This window comes from Paenibacillus marinisediminis (assembly GCF_054343325.1).
Genome location: NZ_JBTGUH010000001.1, coordinates 176,657 through 195,135, shown reverse-complemented (window position 1 = coordinate 195,135; position 18,479 = coordinate 176,657). Strand labels below are relative to the sequence as shown.

Genomic DNA, 18,479 nt, shown 5'->3' with positions numbered 1-18,479 from the left:
ATCTAATGGAATATGTGAAACTCGGAAATACAGGCTTGGATGTATCTCGACTTTGTCTTGGTTGTATGAGCTTTGGTGTGGCAGATCGGTGGATTCACCCTTGGGTACTTGATGAAGAGCGCAGTCGTCCTATCATTAAAAAAGCTCTCGATCTAGGTATCAATTTCTTTGATACGGCTAATGTGTATTCAGACGGAACAAGTGAGGAAATAGTTGGGCGAGCACTAAAGGATTATGCCAATCGTGATGAGATTGTCCTCGCTACCAAGGTTCATTTTCGTATGCATCAAGGTCCAAATGGTGCTGGTCTTTCCCGAAAGGCAATCATGAGTGAAATTGATAAGAGTCTTGTGCGATTGGGAACTGATTATGTAGACCTCTATCAGATCCATCGTTGGGATTACCATACTCCCATTGAAGAGACGATGGAAGCATTGCATGATGTTGTGAAGGCTGGGAAGGCAAGATACATAGGTGCCTCTGCCATGTACGCATGGCAGTTCCTTAAGGCATTGCATGTGGCTGAAAAGAATGGATGGACTCGGTTTATATCCATGCAGAATCATCTTAACCTCATATACCGTGAAGAGGAGAGGGAGATGCTGCCGCTTTGTAAAGAAGAAAAGATCGGAGTGATTCCATACAGCCCGCTCGCATCAGGAAGATTAACTCGTGATTGGGCAGATACAACGCATCGTTCTGAAACCGATCAAGTGCAGAAGTCTAAATACGATGCGACTGCGGAAAGTGACCGATTGGTTGTGGAGCGGGTTGCAGCTATCGCAGAAAACCGAGGTGTTCCCCGTGTTCAAATCGCACTTGCTTGGTTGTTGCAGAAAGAACCAGTAACAGCTCCTATTATAGGAGCAACGAAAATGTCTCATCTCGAAGATGCGGTAGATGCTCTTTCGATTATGTTAACACCTGAAGAAATGATGTCGCTGGAGGAGCCATATGTTCCTCATCGGGTCATTGGTGCAGTTTAAATATGAAATTGTATGTCTCATATCAAAAAAAAGCCTGACTCCTCAGGCTTTTTTTATTCTCAAACTACTAATTATTTATCACTAGGTATTGCCTTAAATACTTCAGCCGCTTTTTCACTTGTGGTTTCAAGCATGAATTTACCATTCGCCGACCATTTTGCCATCAACTGTTCATTCTTTTTCTGAGCATCATTCATTGATTTTACGTCTTTAAATTCGTAAACTTTGACTACTTTGTTGTCCGCATTAAACATAAATCCATCTGTTGCCCCAATCATATCAAATAAGGGCTTCTCGCCTGCATCAACTTCATAACCGGCATCTTGGAACGCTTTAACAAACACATCCATTGTACGATTATCAGCTTTTTCTCCGCCACAAGCCGCGAGTGCCAAAACCATGAGTGCCACACAAAACATTGCAGTTAATCTTTTCATTTCCTTCTCCTCCTGTATGAAGATATGTGCTATAAGATCGAATAATCATGTTTAATTCTACCACAAATGACAATACTCAACAATTTAATAGTCTAAACCCGTTTATTCTGGCCAAGTACCATATGTCATACTACCAATAGAAAATATTGTAAGGAGAATGAATTGTATGATAGAATGAAAATAAGTACATATGATTTAAGTTACCAAATTCAATTACAAGGAAACGATAATATGAGCAAAAATAAGATTAAAATAGGGGTTTCCAATAAAGAAGGTCAGTTAGGTTTTATGTCTACGAGAGGAGGTTATAGGGAAGGGGCCGGGAGGAAAAGTATTGGCGAAACTAAAAAAGTATCCTTAACTCTAACGGACGAAATATGGGGCAAAGTAGAGAAACAGTGTTCGGATCATCAATTATCTCGTTCGGAACTTATCCGTAATATTATCGAATCTTATTATACCTAAATTGTCTTGATGAGTAGGTGAGCTCTGTGTTGGTCCATATATCAAAAGATTCTCTCATAAACGCTGTTCAGCACGTATTGAAGGCTGTCTCAACGAACAGTCCGATTCCCGCACTAACCGGAGTAAAGATTCAGGCAGATCCCAGTGAACTAATTTTTACGGCAAGCAACTCAAGTTTGACTATTCAATATAGGGCCTCTCAGAATAACAGCTCTATGACAATCGCAAGAACTGGTGGCATTGTTGTTCCAGCACGATATTTTTACGAGATTATTCGTAAGTTTGATGCTGGGGTGGTTACTCTTGAGATTAGAGAACATATGGTTCTCACGATCATTTCAGGTCATTCTCAGATTCGGTTGTGTGGAATGGATCCAGCAGAATTCCCGTCAACTCAATTTGTAGAGAGCGATACTCCGTTAAAATTTGAAATTGATAGCGCTCAATTGAAGTCTTCCATCAAACAGGTTGCAGCTTCAGTTTCTTCGTCCGAGAGTCGACCGGTATTAACAGGGGTTTATTTTGCTTATCATAATGATTCTCTTCATCTTGTGGCCACGGATGGAATTCGTCTTGCATCCCGAACTATAGTTATGGATAGTGATGTAGACTTCGATGCGCATGTAATAATACCAGGTAAAAATCTATATGAAGTATCTAGAATATTGGACGGTGAAGACAACACTATTGAAATTGAATTGGGTATGAATCAAATCGTATTTATAACAGGCAATATCCAGATTCAGTCTGCATTAATAGAGGGGGCTTATCCATCAATAAAAAAAGTAATTCCAACATCTTATGTAGCAGAGGTTGTTGTTCATACATCATGTTTCTTGAATGCTGCTGAACGGGAAACGGTGTTAGCGGGTGAAAGTATAATAAGGATAATGGCCACTTCCGATAAATTAGACCTATTATCTAGAACGGCTGAAATAGGAGATATACAAGATGAAGTGCCGATAAAGGAGCTGAACGGCGAGGATTTTCATATATCTCTGAATGGGAAGTTCCTGATCGATATACTTCGTTGTGTTAATAGTGAGTATGTCAGGTTAAGATTTACTGGAAGGGCAAGCCCAATCATTATACAGCCAGAAGATGATACGTCGTCTACCCTATTCTTAATTACACCTGTACGAACTGCGAATTGATATTTGTTATAAGCTAAATGACATTCTAGATTTATTTAAGGGAGTGGAGCTATGTTAGTAGCACAGCTATATTTAAATGGCGCTTGTTCTGAAGCTATCGATCTTTATGAAAAAGCCTTTAGAACTGAAGCTGATTCAATCATGTATGATACACAGAAAGATCCTGAGAAATTCGTCATACACGCGGAGATGCACATTCTTGGAACTAGATTAATGCTCAGTGACTTCGGCGGGACTAAAGAGTCCTCAGCTGAGTCCACCATGGAAATTGTCGCAATTTTTGAGAACGAGGAAGTTTTAAGAGAGGCATATCAAGTATTAAATGAAAACAGCAAAACGATTACCCCAATAGGCCCCATTTTCTTCAGTCCATGTCTAGTCTCATTTATTGATAAGTTTGGTGTTCGATGGTGTTTTATGGTTTAGGTGTGGCAGAACGGCTATTTATTATCGCTCTTTATTTTTACCAGAGGAACACATCCGCTTCACCTACAATATGATGAATCTAGAATTATAAAGAGGTGAGCCAATGGCAGTCGTAAAAGCCAGAGAACAGGATATTAATATGTTGGCGAGGTTGCTTCGAGCTGAAGCTGAGACCGAAGGCGAAATGGGCATGCTCCTTGTTGGAAATGTTGGCATCAACCGAATAAGGGCGAATTGCTCCGATTTTAAAGATATCCGGACAATTCCCCAAATGATCAATCAGCCGCACGCGTTCGAAGCGTTGCAACATAGTTTGTACTATCAAAACGCAAGAGATAGGGAACGCCGTCTGGCGCGAAGGGCTGTGAATGGGGAGCGGAATTGGCCTGCCAAATTCTCTCTATGGTATTTCCGTCCAGGAACGTTCGAAAATCCCGGACCATGTCCGCCAACTTGGTATAATCAGCCGTTCGTAGGACGATGGAAGAAGCACTGTTTTTATGAACCGACCGCGGAAGAATGTGAAAATATATATAATACGTATTAATTTTATAAACGAAAAGAACTCAGGATCTCTTAACCTGACTTGTCACAGCCATGTGTCGGATGACAAGAACTTTATCTCATTAAGTGCCGCGTATATCGCGGCTTTTTTTGGTTTAGTGGAAGTGCTATTGTGAATATCAGCCTTTTACAATGGAGAGATTGGTTAGGTCTGTTAGCTTAACCTGGTGGAAAGAAGCGGAATGGAAATAGGCTGCCGTCGATTCAAAACGGCGGCCTTTATTTTAAGTAACGGGCAGTAAACCTATACTTACAGAACTTTATTACATGCACTCCTAGCGGTGTAGAGTATTTATTTAAATATTTTATCCGTTTACCATTTATTCACCCTTGATTATGATTACGGTAATAACAGGTGATTCACGTCGTCTATAGTAGCGCCATCAGCCCGGTTCGCCAAGAATTATCAATTCGATTTGACGATGTTTTATTGGGTGTAGACCGTAAAAAAATATTAATAGATTTAAATGCAACACAAGCAGCATGGGAGAATGAAATTAAACAATCAAAATGGTCGATAGTGAATCATCTCATTTTTTGGAATGAGAAATGGCTTGAGAGATTTAACGTCGAACAATAGAAATCACAGGGGAAAAAGAGTTAGCATTGGTGAATATTTTGTGCACCCTATTTTGAGAATTATGGAAATGATATTTTGAATGTTATAGACCATGTGTGGTAGTGGATTGTCTTAGAAGAGGAGATAAGAAAATGATTGAATTACGAAAAATAACCGGGGATAACATAGATGAAGTAATAGAACTTGAAGTTGGAGAAAACCAGAAAGACTTTATAGAAACTACTAACCTCAGAAGCATTGCAGACGCTCATGTGTTGAACGCAGACGGGATACCAACGACTCCCTTTGCCATTTATGCCGATGAAGTAGCGGTTGGATTTTTGATGTATATTTATGATACGTTGGATCACGAATCATTTGAAAATGAAGTTTTTTACGGGAAGAAGAGCTACTTTATTTGGCATTTTATGATTGAAAGGAGTTATCAAGGGAAAGGATATGGCAAACTTGCCTTTGAAAAAATGTTGATGGATATTGAAACTATGCCATATGGGGAAGCAGAATATGTAGCCCTCTTTTATCGAACAAGTAATGTCATAGCTAAAAAATTATACGCTTCATTTGGTTTCGTAGATACAGGAATCATTCAGGATAATTCGTTGTTGGCGATTAAAAATCTAGATGGGAAAAGAACAGAATCCTTAGTAGAATAGGATCTCTCGGAAAGGAATGTAAGCTATCAACGTCTTTACCCATAATAAACACAAATATCCAGATAGTATGGCAACACGATTTATATCAATGGAGAAAGATGCCGTTCATTTTAATTCTCAATATCATGGTAAACTTTTTACTAAACAAGGCATCATCGATATTATTGATCAGTTTGGTATGCCTGGGGAGAAATGGAGGTCTGATCCTAATCGGAGATTTGATTATTTTATTGAGGCGCAGGTTTGGAATGAACAATATATAGCTGAATACATGCAACAGAATCAATGAGCAGTTTGCCGGCAGCAGCTGCTCTTTTTCATTAAGCTAGCTCAATAAAAGATTTTAAAGGAAGCCGGATTCTTCTGTTAGGCTGCCCTTTCGCAACTGTCAGTAAAACATATACTTACAGAACTTTATCATATGCACTTCTAACGGTGTAGAGTTTTTATTTATATGTTTTATCCATAGACCATCTTTTTATCCTTGATTAAGATTACAGTATTTACAGGTAATTCAAGTTACATATAGTAGCGCCATCAGTCAAGTTTGAATTGAGGGGAATAAATGAAAACATCTGCCCATTATGAAGTGAGTGAAAAGTTAAATACTTACATGAACGCATTAGCGGATCAGGGATATTTTAATGGAGCTGTTCTGGTCGCGAAGGAAGAACAGATCATATTGAGTAATGGTTTCGGTATGGCCAATTTTGAGCACGATGTACCTAACACTTCGACAACGAAATTTCGTCTCGGTGCATTAACCAAGAGCTTTACTTCAATAGCAATAATCCAGTTACAGGACCAAGGCTTACTACATGTCAATGATCCGATCGCGTTGTATATACCAGACTATCCTAATGGAGATATCATAACCATACATCATTTATTAAACAACTCATCAGGTATACCAGATTACCCGACTTTTCCTCACTATTGGGAAAAAACAATGAGAATTTATTCGACTATGGAGCAAACAATCGAATCGTTTAAAGATAAACCACTGTAATTTACCCCAGGGGAAGGATACAGTTACACAAGCTCACCCTTCATTTTATTAAGTTACATTATCGAAAAAGTTTCAGGAATGTTTTATCAAACATATATATCAGATCGTATCTTAAACCCCTTAAATATGAGAAATACGGGAGTTGAAGACGGTAGAACGCTCCTGAAGCATTTTGCTTCAGGTTATTCCATATGTAAAGGAATCATCCCAACCGAATATGTGGACATGTCATTGCATGTAGGAGCCGGAGGAATGTACTCTACGGTCGAAGATCTATATCTCTGGGACAGAGCCTTATCAAGGGATGGAATACTCACACAGCAGCAATGGGAGTAATTATTCGGTGAGGATACGTCACCCTTTGGCAGCTACGGTTGGGTAGTAACAGAACAATTCATCAACAACAAAACAAGAAAACGGGCATGGCATAAAGGGAGCATGAATGGTTTTTTCGCAGAATTTAATCGCATTGTAGACGAAGATATCGCCATCATTGTATTGAGCAATGTGAATCTTACACCTGTAGATGTCATCTGCGAGCGTTTAGCGAAAATAGTGATGGGTGAAGAAGTCCTTCCACCAACCCCCTTCTCTCGTATAAGCGTAGCCCCCAATGAACTAAGAAAATTTGCTGGAATATATAACACTGGTGAAGAGACTACTATCAAAGACTTCGCAAGAGTGACTGATTTAAGGGAAGCCCTAGGTAAACTATCGAGCATCGATAATCCTAAATTCGCTGTCGGATTGTTTTATGAAACATTCTACGAATATGGGATCGACCCCGCAAAAACCGTTGTAGTAACTTATGAAGAGGGTACCATCTACTTATTTATTCAAAAAAATTGGGGGGCTTGGTATGAGTACGAAATTGTTCCGCTCTCCTTACAAGATAACATCCTAATATGTACTACGCTGCACATAAAAGAACAGATAGAGTTCCGAATTGAATCAGACGGAAGACTAAGGTTAATTCATATAGATCCAAATGGTCACCGAACTGAAGCGGTTAACATAATTCCGTTTTGATTATAAAGTGAGAAGCGATCGAGATCATGCGGACTCTAAAACCTCTGAAAGGGATTGTCATTATGATATATTCCAGAATCGGGCAGCTTCGTATAGTGGTGTTTCTAAGGTTAGTGATAAAATGTGGGTTCTTTTCGTAGTGCTAAGGATTATTCGAATCATACATTAAATATAGGGGAAATCTTGCATAGTGGGGGTGGAACAATGGCTGATAATATGATGCGACTGGACGAGATCAAACGGAAAGTACGGAAATTAAAGAAGCTTGAAGTAAAAATCCGGTTTAACGGTATCAATCAGCCTGATAAAAACCTCATTTGGGACAGTTTCTTCGAGCTTAGTGATAGAAGTAACAGTAAAGCGAAATACTCATTGCATTTGTTGGCATCGATGAATCATGAAGAATATATGAACGTTATTAATGAGTATTTTTCATTGATTTATTCTGAGCTTTATAAAGAAAGCGGAATAATTGGTGAAGATGGAACTTATGACTCTGTTATTCTTTCAAGGCTTGATCTGCCATTTAATGCTGATGAGACTACCATTAAAAAGAGATTCCGGGAGCTAGCAAAGAAATATCACCCAGATGCAGGCGGTGACGCAGCTACGTTTATTGAGCTTATGAATAATTATAGAAAGTTACTAAGGGATCAAAAATAAGTATTTCGCAATATTTGGGGGAGAGGTTAAATATGCTACGGCGTGAGAAAGCAGTAAGGATACTTTTCCTGAAGTCAGCCAAAGACTGTCAAAAAGCACAAAACAAATTGATAAACAATCTGGAATAGTATTAACTGGGTTCGCAGCAGACCCAAATGAGAAATTATTTAAGGTTGGAATTGAATATGACCCGGGTCAAATAGATAATGAACAATTGAAGCAAATTGTTACTGATTATCTCAGTCATGCTGCTTCAAATTCACCGCCCTCAAATGATTGGAAAGAGATGCTTAAACCATATCAATTGCGAATTGAAAAATTAGGTGATTCAAAGAAAGTACCCGTGATGGCTGAAAAAGTCATCGGGGCAACAGAATTAAAATGGTTATTTGAAAAATGATAATAGCTTACTGTTAAGCTAACGGGAATACGATAGTGGAGGAGTTTGCAGCGATGCAGCTCCTCTTGATCATTGAAGTAACGGGCAGGTTAGTTGAAGAAGAATTTTTGGGAACAAAAACGAATCATTTACATTATCCTGAGAATGAGGTGGGTAAAATGAAGTTAGGACTAAAACGAGATGAAGTAAGATTAGAAGCACATACCGTTGAATGGCAGAAAGAGTTTCATAGGGTGAAACAGGATATTCTAAATTCAACCTCTCTTCAGGAAAATCGAATTGCACATATTGGAAGCACAGCTATTAAGGATATGGTTGCCAAACCAATTTTGGATTTAGTTGTAGGTGTAGATGATATTGAAAATGTTGATAAGGCTATTTTTCAGGGGCTAAAGGAGGCTGGCTTTTTAAGACTTCGGGTTCAACGTCCTAATGAAATCGTGCTTGCCAAGTTTACTGATGAAACCTACGAAGTAAAGACCCACTTTATTCATTTAGTTGAATATAATAAAGACCTCTGGAAAAATTTAATCTTTTTTAGAGATTACTTAAATTCAAACGAAACAGTACGGGAACAATACAGTAATCTAAAACAGAAATTTGCTGAAGATAATATTGGTGGAATTGATGAATATACTGACTATAAGGAACAATTTGTAAAAGAAATTTATGAAAAGAGAATATAAGTCCTTGTTAAACTAACGGGACACGATAGTTCAAAACAAGGCTGCCAGTTCGATTGGCAGTCTTGTTGCGCTAATGGGCAGGTTAGTTGCAGATCAATACGGTGAACCGTATTATAAATAGTGGTAAAGTGGAGAGTAGTGTTGCGAATAGATTCGGTAGGGAGTTACTGACACCTTGCACATTCGTGCATGAAAAGCTAGGTAAAATCAAATGATTTCTTCTATCCTTAGGAAGAAAGGAGGGTGGGGCATATGGATTGGCTGAAAAGAATGAACGGTGCCGTTAGCTATATTGAAGATAACCTAACGGGGGAAATTGACTTTGAAATAGCTGCAGGAATTGCGTGTTGCTCGGTTTATCACTTTCAGCGATTGTTCTCGTTTATAGTTGAAATCCCGTTATCAGAATATATTAGACGCAGACGATTAACCCTCGCGGCGTTTGACTTACAGGGCAGCAATATTAAGGTAATCGACATTGCTCTTAAATATGGCTACGACTCACCGGAAGCATTCGCCCGTGCGTTTCAAAAAACGCATGGAATCACACCCACTATGTCACGTAATCTGGGTGTTAGCCTTAAATCATATCCTCGAATATCCTTTCAAATTTCGATTAAGGGAGTTGAAGAAATGAATTACAAAATCGTTCAGAAAGAGGATTTTTCTGTCTTTGGAGTTGAAGAAATATTTTCAACTGAGAATGGTGAGAATCATAAGGCGATTCCGGGGTTATGGAAAAAAGCCTTTGATGAAGGAATAATTGATCAGATGATTAAAGCATCAGGTATGCATTGGGACAATTCAAGCAAAGGAATCAAACCTGTAAATGCAGTAATGTGTTATCGCAATACCGGCGGGACCACATTCCCTTATATGCTTTACGCCATCTCACCAAAAAGCGGTACACCAGAGGGATTTGCTTCTCTTGAAATTCCAGCTGGGACATGGGCAGTCTTTACAACAGAAGAACATACGGTTGATCAAACATCCGAACATGTGCAAGCATTATGGAAACGCATATACAGTGAATGGTTTCCTACTGCAAGTTATGAGCATGTTAATGGTCCTGAGTTTGAAATGTACGGTGTTTCGGAAACGGAAAATGAATTTTGTGAAATATGGATTCCCGTTCAAAAGAAATAAGTAATAAAAGATGAAATGGTGTATAACAGGGTCTCAGGGTCTATAATAGCCTTTTCGGCATAGCTAACGAATTGAGCAATCGTTATTTGATCGAAACAGGACAGTTAAACGTTCTAAGCGCTTCGTTCTTAGGATTAAACTAACGGGACACGATAGTTCAACCATAACAAGGCTGCCAGCTCGATTGGCAGCCTTGTTGCGCTAACTGGCAGGATAGTTTAAAAATTTCGCGAATACCCTACATATGGAATTATTTACGAAGTTCGTGAACAAGACGTTATAGGAAATCAGCGCAAATCAAAAATTATTTTCATCCAATATAAATGGAGGTTCAGCATGGATTTGAACCAAAGAAAACTATGGAATGAGAATCACAAAAAACTAACAAATCAAATTTTAAAAACAAAGGAACATATGGATAGTATTGATTTGTTTTTATATCAACATAGTCTATTACATTCCTCAGAAATGAGTAATTCAGGATGTGCTACTCTCGAAGACGAATTAGTTAAAGATATTAAAGAGGAGACTATTCGTAAGTATCCTGTGGTAGCTCCGGATACGAAAAACTCTATTGTTTGGCACTTATGGCATGTTACAAGAATAGAAGATATGACTATGAATGTTTTAGTCAATAATAATAAACAAATTTTTCATTCTGGAGATTGGGATAAGAAACTTAGAATCGAATATCCTTCTTCCGGGAATGAAATGCCAGATGATGAAATTGCTAATTTAAGCAATCAGATTGATATTTCTGCATTATTTGAATATCGAATTGAAGTAGGGCGTAAAACACGTGAGATAGTTTCATTATTGAGGCCTGGTGATTTTAAATTAAAGGTTGAAGCTGAAAGAATACGAAAGCTTAAAGATCAAAATGCTGTTAAAGATGAAGCTTCATGGTTACTTGAATATTGGGGAAATAAGAGTATTGCAGGATTAATACTCATGCCAGCGACAAGGCATATTTTTTTACACTTGAATAAATCTATTAGAATAAAACAAAGGATACAAAAGATCAAAGGGGTTTAGTAATTTCGAAGAAGGCGCTGACATCCTATAACATCGTATCTACGCTGCGGGCTTCGCCCTTGGTTCGCAAGAAGCGAACAACCCTGCAAGGCTAAGTCCGTCGGCCCCGGCGCGTAATGTAGATTAAGCTAACGGGACACGTTAGTTCAAACAACCAGGGAGCAGACCGCTACGGGCAGTTGCCCCCTTTCGCATTGAAGTAACGAGCAGGATAGTTCCAAAATGTGGTAGTATTAGAGGGGGGGGATTTGAGGGTGTGATGAATCCGTTATATTGAGGAGTGATAAATTGAGGCAAGCAGGATTAGTTTTATTAGTGCTAGTAATAATCTCCTTAGTGTCAGCATGCAGCAGTGGCAACACAGATAAGACCATGAGGTCCGAAACTCCCGTGGAAGCCCTCGAAAAAGACCAAGTGAAAAAGTCTTTCAATAATGATATAAACACGAATCCTGTTGAGGAATACGTTGAAAAGTTCTCTTATCTGAAACAGCTATCTTTAGAGAAGCAGGAGGCTTTTACTCGATTTAAATCTGAGAGGAACTTGCAAGACCTTTACAATTTCACCCCTGAGGACATGGTGCTGATTTATCTTTACTGTCTATCAATAGGCGATCCGGACTTGATATATGAGATTACTTTTAATGGGGGGCAACTTCCTGACCAAGATAAATTTCGGAAAGATTATTTCGAGTATGCAATGAATTATGATTCCGAAACAGCAGTACATTACAGATATTATGATTCTATAAAAGTGGATGAGAGTACGGCCGAGGAGAATAAGGTAACTGTACTTATTACGGTTAGTATAGAAACAACGACTCATTCCATGGCTTTAGGTCTACAAAAAGAAGATCAAGTATGGAAATTGGATATCTACCATTTGATAAATGATTATATAAATAAAGAAAGTAAAAACAAAACATAATAGGTTAATTAAGGTAATAAAATCTATTTCGTAAAACACTGTTAAGCTAACGGGCAGCATAGTTCAATATCGTGGTATGATTGTATAGGATGATAAGTTACATTTTGTGAGGTAATTTCATGATGAATCTTCTATACCATTATTTTGATAAATCAACAGGTCCTTTTCAAAATTTATCAGATTTAGAACCAGAAGAGGCGGAGAGAATACTTCACGATATTCGTGTCAAGAAGAAAGGATTCGCAAGCAAAAGATCCACAGACTACCTAACAATTCGACGAAGTCTTGAAGCAAAGGCAAGAGAACTGTTTATTTTAAAGGGCGGTAAGCCTATTCGAAACTCTCCACAGTACATGACTGTTGGAGAATGTCCGTGGCTCTTAGAGTGGTTTGAGAAGGGGAAGGAACTTTACATACCAATTGAAGAATTCGATCCTTATTCCATCAGCTTTACTTATGGAGATTTGTTTCCAACGATGAGATACAAGGATGGAAAGAAATATAGAGGTCAAATTTATACAGTAAATGAGATTAATGAAGTAATAAAAGAATTCGGGTTACCTCAGGTGTGGAATTCCCTGGGGAATAATGGACCAGAGAGGTACATAGAAGTTCAAGTTTGGGATGATAAGCCGTTGACCCGATGGTTGCTAAACTAACGGGGAACTTTAACTCAATAATCATCAGGAAAGGCTGTCGACAGCAAAGGATCGGCAGCCTTTTTCAACTGACGGGCAGGATTACTTATTAGATTCGTGATTACTCTACTTATTGAAATAGATGTTATCTGCCATCGTCTATTTCAATAAGTGTGAAGAATTAAAATGATGGAACCATAAAGCATAATCAATCGTATCTAGTGACAGTAATAATATGGTGATATAAGTAATAAGTGGAGAGTGCGGCGGCATTTTGGGGATTTTTGGTGATCACATCTTTGGCGTTTGGTGTGTATTACTGGAAGGAGAATTCGATATGAAAAATTGGAGAACACCGCTCTTATCGCTCATTCTTTCTGTTGGCATACTCGCATCAGTAGCCTGTGCTAAGGAGCCTCCTCAGCAACTGGCATTAAAGATAAATAACCAAGAGATCGAATATGCATCAAACGCGCCCATTATCGAGAAGGGCATGATCCAAGAAGGTGCTCGTGGCTTCATGTGGGAAGTGAAGAATAATGGGACTACGGTGTACCTCGTAGGATCGGTACATGTTACGGACGACAATTTCTACCCACTGCATTCGAAATATGAGAAAGCTTTTTCAGAAGCGGATTATTTGGGTCTTGAAGTTGATCTTACCAAACCGCCTAATGAAGAGCAGCAGAAGATGGTTATGGATATGATGATGTATAAGGATGGCACCACGCTAAAGGAGCATGTATCCAAGGAGACGTATACGAAAGTAGCAGACTTTTTGATGAGGAATGGTTTGAAGCCCAACGCATATGATACGTTTAAGCCTTGGAAGGTGGATATAACTATTTTTAATATGGCGTTGAAGGCTAGCTACAACACAGAAGAAGGAATTGATCTATATTTTCTTCAGAAAGCCCTTGAACGCAAGATCCCAGTAATAGGACTAGAAACGTATGAATCCCAAACTGGGGTGTTTGCTAGCTTCTCTAAAGAGAAGCAGGAGAAGAGTCTCAATACTACAATAGACAATTACAATTCTAACGTCATCAATGATTCTACTGACGAGTTGATAGCTTTGTGGAAGAAAGGCGATGACCAATCGCTGCTCAACATGGCTAACGACATGGCAAGTGATCCAGAATACCAAAAGGTGATGCAGACTGATCGTAATATCAGTATGGCTGATAAGATTGAAGGTTTCCTAAATAGCAATAAGGAAGAAGAGTATTTCGTTGTGGTTGGCGCTTTACATTATCCGGGTGAGCATGGGATCATAAAACTGCTGCAGGATAAAGGCTATACCGTCGTTCGTAAATAAATAGTTTATAAATTAAGGCTAAAAACCAAAATTAGTGGTCGGTGGTTGGCGAATTCAATCAAGGCGATCGGACCAGCGTGACGTGAACCTGACATAATTATGGGTGTTGTTCATTATATAGCTAATCCACCCCGACGTTAAACTAACTGGACACGATAGTTAAAACATGACAAGGCTGCCAGCTCGATTGGCAGCCTTGTTACGTTAACTGGCAGGATAGTTTAAGATCTTTCGCGGTGAACCATACCATAAGTAGGGCGAAAATTTGTGATCGCGAAGCCGTATGGAGCCAGTGTTTTCCTAGATGATGATCAAGCTTTACTTGAGTTTTGGGGCTCTCCTGAAGTAAGGAAAGTTCCTTTTACTGTTTGGTCAGTAGAAGGGAGTACGCATAAAAAACTTTTCGGTCTCCTCATTGAAGGTAAGTTCAATGTCTTTCACCTGTCGTTGAGCCTCTCAGATGAGTTGCTTTGCATATGAGCAAAACAGGAACAAACGAGAGATTGAGTCGTTGCTATAATAAAGTCAACCGTACGGGGAAAGGGAATGATGAAATATTGAACTATAGTAAGGATATCGAACGAAGCGTTGAGTATATTGAATCCAACATTAAAGAAATACTGACCCCTGAAATGATTTCTAAGCATACGGGGTACTCCTTGTATCACTTCTGTAGAGTTTTTCAGATATGCATGGGAGTGTCGATCATGGAATATGTTCGGAAAAGACGATTGTCACTTGCATCTATCGAACTTTTTAAAGGTAGAAGAATACTCGATATCTCCGTTGATTATGGTTTTGAAACCCAAAGCGGGTTTACAAAAGCATTTCGTAAGGAGTTTGGATGTAGCCCGACGCAATTTGCTGTTAGGATGGCTGATGTTTATCATTACATTTCTGGTGAGAAAAATAGCATTGAACATGGAGGCCTTTGTATGATTCCTACTATTATCACAAAACCGTCTTTTAAAGTTGCGGGCTATGGAATAAAAACGAATATTACGAATGAAAGCATGACAAAAGATATTGCTGCTTTTTGGAACAATTACGACACTAACGGCTGGGAAGGCAAGTTGTACGATCAACTCACCCCCCCAAAGCATGGGGAAGTCGGAATATGCGTGCCGGAGTCCAAAGATAGTGATAGCTTGGTCTATTTGCTTGGAGTCATTGTTGAAAACTTTAATAAAGTAACGCCTGACATGATAACACTTGAAGTGCCGGAAGCTACTTATGCCGTCTTTACTACACCCCCTGTAGATGTAACCGTCAGCGGCAGGAACGGCAAAGCAAATACAGAAGATTTTCCAAATGCGATACGACAAACATGGAAATATATATTCCAGGAATGGTTTGAGAAAAATGATTACGAGTATGACGAGACCAAGTTAGACTTTGAGTATTATGATGAGCGCTGTCACTTCCGTCCCGATACCGTTATGGACATCTATGTGCCAGTGATTAAAAAAAAGTAACAAAGTGAGTTGATGTATCCGTTCATTTACGAGCAAACAAGTCTCGCCTCCGCGGTTCATGTGGGACGAGGCTTGTTTGTAATCAATTGCTTCTGCTGCTGGGCGTTTCTCAACTAGCGGGCAGGATTATTCAATCGTTTCTTGAATATTTTCTGAGTTGGATAATTTTGTGAACTTTGTGAATATAACATTATCTGAAAGATACGCAAATCTTATATGTGAGGGTGATTCGTTTGAAGCAAGGAATCATTGTGTTGATGAACGGAACTTCAAGTTCAGGAAAGACTAGTATTTCTATTGAACTGATGAATCAGAAAGAGATTCCTTTCCATCATTTATCAGTAGATAATTTTATTAAGGATTTTTTTAAGAATAATTTTTCAGATATTGAACCTACAAGAGAAGTAGATGACCAAGTTGTCGCACAAATAACTTTTGATCCCTTAAACTCACTGTACTTTTCGAAAATTAAATTGTTTTCAGAAATGGGTTTGAATGTAATAGTTGATACCGTAATTGAAAATGACAAGTGGTTTAATGAGTGTCTTGATGTATTTTCTGATCAGCCTACATTATTTGTAGGTGTAAAATGCTCGAAAGAAGAACTCATAAGAAGAGAGCAAACAAGAGGAGATAGAAATATTGGTCTAGCAGCTTCCCAGTTCAGCAAAGTATATTGCATTGATGAATATGACCTCGAAGTAAATACTGAAGAGATGAATCCAATAGAATGTGCCGAAAAGATATTAAGTTTTATTAAGTCCAATAAGGAATACTCGGTTTTAAGAAATTAAGTAAAAGAAATGTTAGTGTTTCCTAGATGGCGTATCCATCAGATAACACCATATTTAAACATTGGGGCTATCGCCTCTCTGTCTGCCCTAGGGATTTCGGAATTAAGCTAACGGGAATTGATAGCTGAATATCATACATTGTCGAGCAGGCTGCCTAAGCCGACTTTTGTTATTGAACTAACGGGCATGATAGTTCAAAAGTTTCGCGAATACCCTACATATGGAATTGTTTACGAAGTTCGTGAATAAGACGTTATGTGCAATTGCCCTAAATCAAAAAAGTCAAAAATAATGTAAGTCTATCTGGGGGGCTAAGGATGAGTCAATTCATTATTAAGTCTATCGTTGAAGGAATGGAAATTTACTTCCGATATTTTTCGCAAAATCATGAAATTATTTGTCATAAAGGTGATGTAGAATGGATTATTCCCAAAACCTCATGTTCAGGTCCGTCTATTATTTATAAGGCATCGTTACAAAAACAGAATGTTGAGGACACTATTGATAAGATTATAATAGGTATTGAAGAAGGGTCAATTCCAGCGTGGTGGGTGATTAATCCAGAATCAACTCCTGACAACCTAAAAGAAACTTTATTAATGAAAGGGTTTGTATGTCTTGGTGATGATGAACCTGGAATGGCATTATGTTTTGATAATGAACTAAAATATCTAGAATGCCCCAATAATATTAAAGTTAGTAAAGTGCAATCGTTGGAAGAGTTTACAGTTTGGGTCCATACTGTAAATAAAGCTTTACATGGTTGGGATTTATTAAGTACCGATAAATACTCTTCTTGGTTAGGTGAAGATAACCTCGTTTTTTATTTGGCCTACTTTGAAGGAAAGCCTGTAGCAACTTCAGCTACAATTAAAAGAAGGAATATAGGATCAATAGAATTTGTATCAACATTACCTGAATACCGAAACCGTGGAATTGGTACAGCAGTGAGTGTTGCTGCTATATGTGGTTTACGAAACGAAGGTGTGGATTTAGTTACGTTGAGATCATGCAATGAGGCGATAAATATGTACAAAAAGTTGGGTTTCCAATCATACTACAACCAAACTATTATGAAATATGAAAGAAATTAATTATAAAGATAAGAACTCATGTGAGCTTTTCAAAGAAGAAGGCAACTACACATAACATCGCATTCAACGCTGCGGGCCGCAAGCAGCCCTTGGTCCGGAAGAGGCATTTCGGGGGAGTAAAATCACCGGACACATCCCACCGCCTAACTGCCGCAAGCGGCAGCAGGACCTTCGGTCCTTAAGGTGCTAGGATATCGTGAATGCGGGAACGTTATCTGAAAGCCCCTAAGTGAAAAGTTCATTATGTTTAAACCTTAAAAACCATCTAACACCGAGTTTATATAAGAACCCAATAATTAATAGGATATGAATAAATGATGAGGAAGTATGCTCTCACTCGAAGTAATCCTTCTCATGAAATTCCGAAAATAATGATTTATGAAACTGAAGAAAGTGGAACATATTTATTTCTATATAATTCACTGGATGATAAAACATCACATAATGATTACTGTTTTGACGAGTTAGAAGATGCTGAGAATTTTAGTAAGCAATATTTTGATAATAATGAATCAGATTGGATTTATATCGAAGATCCATTTGAAAATTGCCAACACGATTTAATTAGATCAATTCGGCGTAAAGGAAAGCCTACGGATAACCAATTTGAAATATATGAAGATCATTGATGGAAAGGAATAGACTTATAATTCATCAATGAATATAAGAAAGGAATATCTGAATGAACTAAGTATTTCGAGAAGCAGGGGGCCATCAGATAAATACCATATTCACGCATCGTGGCATTTGTCCCTCGGGATTAAACTAACGGGACACGATAGCTTAATAATAAACTAAAACGCGGCTGCCGGCATAGATCGGCAGCCGCGTTTCGCAAACGGGCAGCTTAATTAAACAATTCAATTAGAGTATTAATGACTTTTTCGCGATTGATTTGGTTTTATCAGATTTTATCGTATAAAACAGGTGGTAGACACATTAAAATGTCAGGATATTATAAAGATGTGTCCGTATAAAATAAATACTAGACGTATGGAAT

Annotated in this window: 20 protein-coding genes and 2 pseudogenes; 21 read left to right on the top strand and 1 reads right to left on the bottom strand. The window is 38.4% G+C overall.

The genetic code is table 11. From position 1 onward, the window contains the following. The first annotated feature begins 5 nt into the window (after window positions 1–5). Entirely contained in the window at window positions 6–986 is a 981-nt protein-coding gene (locus ACXX53_RS01020; protein ID WP_458566741.1) for an aldo/keto reductase, read from the top strand. 71 nt (window positions 987–1,057) lie between these two features. Here the strand turns inward: ACXX53_RS01020 and ACXX53_RS01015 are convergent, their stop codons facing one another. After that, entirely contained in the window at window positions 1,058–1,423 is a 366-nt protein-coding gene (locus ACXX53_RS01015; RefSeq protein ID WP_458566740.1) for a hypothetical protein, read from the bottom strand. A 162-nt stretch (window positions 1,424–1,585) separates the two neighbouring features. On the opposite strand from ACXX53_RS01015, the gene ACXX53_RS01010 reads away from it, so the two are divergent. From ACXX53_RS01010 to ACXX53_RS00915, 20 genes and pseudogenes are all read left to right on the top strand, one after another. Further along, entirely contained in the window at window positions 1,586–1,888 is a 303-nt protein-coding gene (locus ACXX53_RS01010) for a hypothetical protein (RefSeq protein ID WP_458566739.1), read from the top strand. Between the two features lie 17 nt (window positions 1,889–1,905). Continuing rightward, window positions 1,906–3,042, top strand: coding sequence for a DNA polymerase III subunit beta (dnaN, locus tag ACXX53_RS01005; protein WP_458566738.1), 1,137 nt, complete (start codon window positions 1,906–1,908; stop codon window positions 3,040–3,042). A 51-nt stretch (window positions 3,043–3,093) separates the two neighbouring features. Then, window positions 3,094–3,468: a VOC family protein gene (locus tag ACXX53_RS01000; protein ID WP_458566737.1), complete on the top strand. Its 375-nt coding sequence runs from the start codon at window positions 3,094–3,096 to the stop codon at window positions 3,466–3,468. 103 nt (window positions 3,469–3,571) lie between these two features. Then, window positions 3,572–4,015, top strand: a complete 444-nt coding sequence (locus tag ACXX53_RS00995) for a cell wall hydrolase (RefSeq protein ID WP_458566736.1) — start codon at window positions 3,572–3,574, stop codon at window positions 4,013–4,015. Between the two features lie 728 nt (window positions 4,016–4,743). Beyond that, window positions 4,744–5,265, top strand: coding sequence for a GNAT family N-acetyltransferase (locus ACXX53_RS00990; RefSeq protein WP_458566735.1), 522 nt, complete (start codon window positions 4,744–4,746; stop codon window positions 5,263–5,265). Between the two features lie 67 nt (window positions 5,266–5,332). After that, on the top strand, window positions 5,333–5,554 hold the full coding sequence (locus tag ACXX53_RS00985; protein WP_458566734.1) for a hypothetical protein: 222 nt from the start codon (window positions 5,333–5,335) through the stop codon (window positions 5,552–5,554). A 276-nt stretch (window positions 5,555–5,830) separates the two neighbouring features. After that, a pseudogene (locus ACXX53_RS00980) lies at window positions 5,831–6,610 on the top strand (serine hydrolase domain-containing protein). A 102-nt stretch (window positions 6,611–6,712) separates the two neighbouring features. Beyond that, on the top strand, window positions 6,713–7,303 hold the full coding sequence (locus ACXX53_RS00975) for a hypothetical protein (protein WP_458566733.1): 591 nt from the start codon (window positions 6,713–6,715) through the stop codon (window positions 7,301–7,303). A 204-nt stretch (window positions 7,304–7,507) separates the two neighbouring features. Further along, window positions 7,508–7,966, top strand: coding sequence for a J domain-containing protein (locus tag ACXX53_RS00970; RefSeq protein WP_458566732.1), 459 nt, complete (start codon window positions 7,508–7,510; stop codon window positions 7,964–7,966). A 214-nt stretch (window positions 7,967–8,180) separates the two neighbouring features. Next, window positions 8,181–8,366, top strand: a complete 186-nt coding sequence (locus tag ACXX53_RS00965; protein WP_458566731.1) for a hypothetical protein — start codon at window positions 8,181–8,183, stop codon at window positions 8,364–8,366. A gap of 158 nt (window positions 8,367–8,524) precedes the next feature. Then, window positions 8,525–9,052 (top strand): GrpB family protein, encoded by a 528-nt coding sequence (locus ACXX53_RS00960; RefSeq protein ID WP_458567643.1) that lies wholly within the window; start codon window positions 8,525–8,527, stop codon window positions 9,050–9,052. A gap of 252 nt (window positions 9,053–9,304) precedes the next feature. Continuing rightward, window positions 9,305–10,198 (top strand): AraC family transcriptional regulator, encoded by an 894-nt coding sequence (locus ACXX53_RS00955; RefSeq protein ID WP_458566730.1) that lies wholly within the window; start codon window positions 9,305–9,307, stop codon window positions 10,196–10,198. Window positions 10,199–10,534: 336 nt separating this feature from the next. Then, on the top strand, window positions 10,535–11,233 hold the full coding sequence (locus ACXX53_RS00950) for a DinB family protein (RefSeq protein ID WP_458566729.1): 699 nt from the start codon (window positions 10,535–10,537) through the stop codon (window positions 11,231–11,233). Window positions 11,234–11,623: 390 nt separating this feature from the next. Next, the gene (locus ACXX53_RS00945) at window positions 11,624–12,160 is read left to right on the top strand and encodes a hypothetical protein (RefSeq protein ID WP_458566728.1); all 537 of its coding nucleotides are present in this window, start codon (window positions 11,624–11,626) and stop codon (window positions 12,158–12,160) included. Between the two features lie 119 nt (window positions 12,161–12,279). Then, window positions 12,280–12,819: a hypothetical protein gene (locus tag ACXX53_RS00940; protein WP_458566727.1), complete on the top strand. Its 540-nt coding sequence runs from the start codon at window positions 12,280–12,282 to the stop codon at window positions 12,817–12,819. Window positions 12,820–13,135: 316 nt separating this feature from the next. Then, on the top strand, window positions 13,136–14,116 hold the full coding sequence (locus ACXX53_RS00935) for a TraB/GumN family protein (protein ID WP_458566726.1): 981 nt from the start codon (window positions 13,136–13,138) through the stop codon (window positions 14,114–14,116). 503 nt (window positions 14,117–14,619) lie between these two features. Further along, window positions 14,620–15,591: an AraC family transcriptional regulator gene (locus ACXX53_RS00930; protein WP_458567642.1), complete on the top strand. Its 972-nt coding sequence runs from the start codon at window positions 14,620–14,622 to the stop codon at window positions 15,589–15,591. A 233-nt stretch (window positions 15,592–15,824) separates the two neighbouring features. Further along, window positions 15,825–16,411 (top strand): annotated as a pseudogene (locus tag ACXX53_RS00925) (chloramphenicol phosphotransferase CPT family protein). A 291-nt stretch (window positions 16,412–16,702) separates the two neighbouring features. Further along, window positions 16,703–17,479, top strand: a complete 777-nt coding sequence (locus ACXX53_RS00920; RefSeq protein WP_458566725.1) for a GNAT family N-acetyltransferase — start codon at window positions 16,703–16,705, stop codon at window positions 17,477–17,479. A 314-nt stretch (window positions 17,480–17,793) separates the two neighbouring features. Further along, window positions 17,794–18,108 (top strand): hypothetical protein, encoded by a 315-nt coding sequence (locus tag ACXX53_RS00915; protein WP_458566724.1) that lies wholly within the window; start codon window positions 17,794–17,796, stop codon window positions 18,106–18,108. The last annotated feature ends 371 nt before the right edge of the window (window positions 18,109–18,479 follow it).

Excerpts from the sequence above, each read along its gene's own strand:
- ACXX53_RS01015 (WP_458566740.1), bottom strand. The coding sequence starts at position 1,423 with ATGAAAAGATTAACTGCAATGTTTTGTGTGGCACTCATGGTTTTGGCA.
- ACXX53_RS00975 (WP_458566733.1), top strand. The coding sequence starts at position 6,713 with ATGAATGGTTTTTTCGCAGAATTTAATCGCATTGTAGACGAAGATATC.
- ACXX53_RS01020 (WP_458566741.1), top strand. The coding sequence starts at position 6 with ATGGAATATGTGAAACTCGGAAATACAGGCTTGGATGTATCTCGACTT.
- ACXX53_RS01000 (WP_458566737.1), top strand. The coding sequence starts at position 3,094 with ATGTTAGTAGCACAGCTATATTTAAATGGCGCTTGTTCTGAAGCTATC.
- ACXX53_RS00990 (WP_458566735.1), top strand. The coding sequence starts at position 4,744 with ATGATTGAATTACGAAAAATAACCGGGGATAACATAGATGAAGTAATA.
- ACXX53_RS00920 (WP_458566725.1), top strand. The coding sequence starts at position 16,703 with ATGAGTCAATTCATTATTAAGTCTATCGTTGAAGGAATGGAAATTTAC.
- ACXX53_RS00915 (WP_458566724.1), top strand. The coding sequence starts at position 17,794 with ATGATGAGGAAGTATGCTCTCACTCGAAGTAATCCTTCTCATGAAATT.
- ACXX53_RS00935 (WP_458566726.1), top strand. The coding sequence starts at position 13,136 with ATGAAAAATTGGAGAACACCGCTCTTATCGCTCATTCTTTCTGTTGGC.
- ACXX53_RS00960 (WP_458567643.1), top strand. The coding sequence starts at position 8,525 with ATGAAGTTAGGACTAAAACGAGATGAAGTAAGATTAGAAGCACATACC.
- ACXX53_RS00950 (WP_458566729.1), top strand. The coding sequence starts at position 10,535 with ATGGATTTGAACCAAAGAAAACTATGGAATGAGAATCACAAAAAACTA.
- ACXX53_RS00955 (WP_458566730.1), top strand. The coding sequence starts at position 9,305 with ATGGATTGGCTGAAAAGAATGAACGGTGCCGTTAGCTATATTGAAGAT.
- ACXX53_RS00940 (WP_458566727.1), top strand. The coding sequence starts at position 12,280 with ATGATGAATCTTCTATACCATTATTTTGATAAATCAACAGGTCCTTTT.
- ACXX53_RS00970 (WP_458566732.1), top strand. The coding sequence starts at position 7,508 with ATGGCTGATAATATGATGCGACTGGACGAGATCAAACGGAAAGTACGG.
- ACXX53_RS00995 (WP_458566736.1), top strand. The coding sequence starts at position 3,572 with ATGGCAGTCGTAAAAGCCAGAGAACAGGATATTAATATGTTGGCGAGG.
- ACXX53_RS00985 (WP_458566734.1), top strand. The coding sequence starts at position 5,333 with ATGGCAACACGATTTATATCAATGGAGAAAGATGCCGTTCATTTTAAT.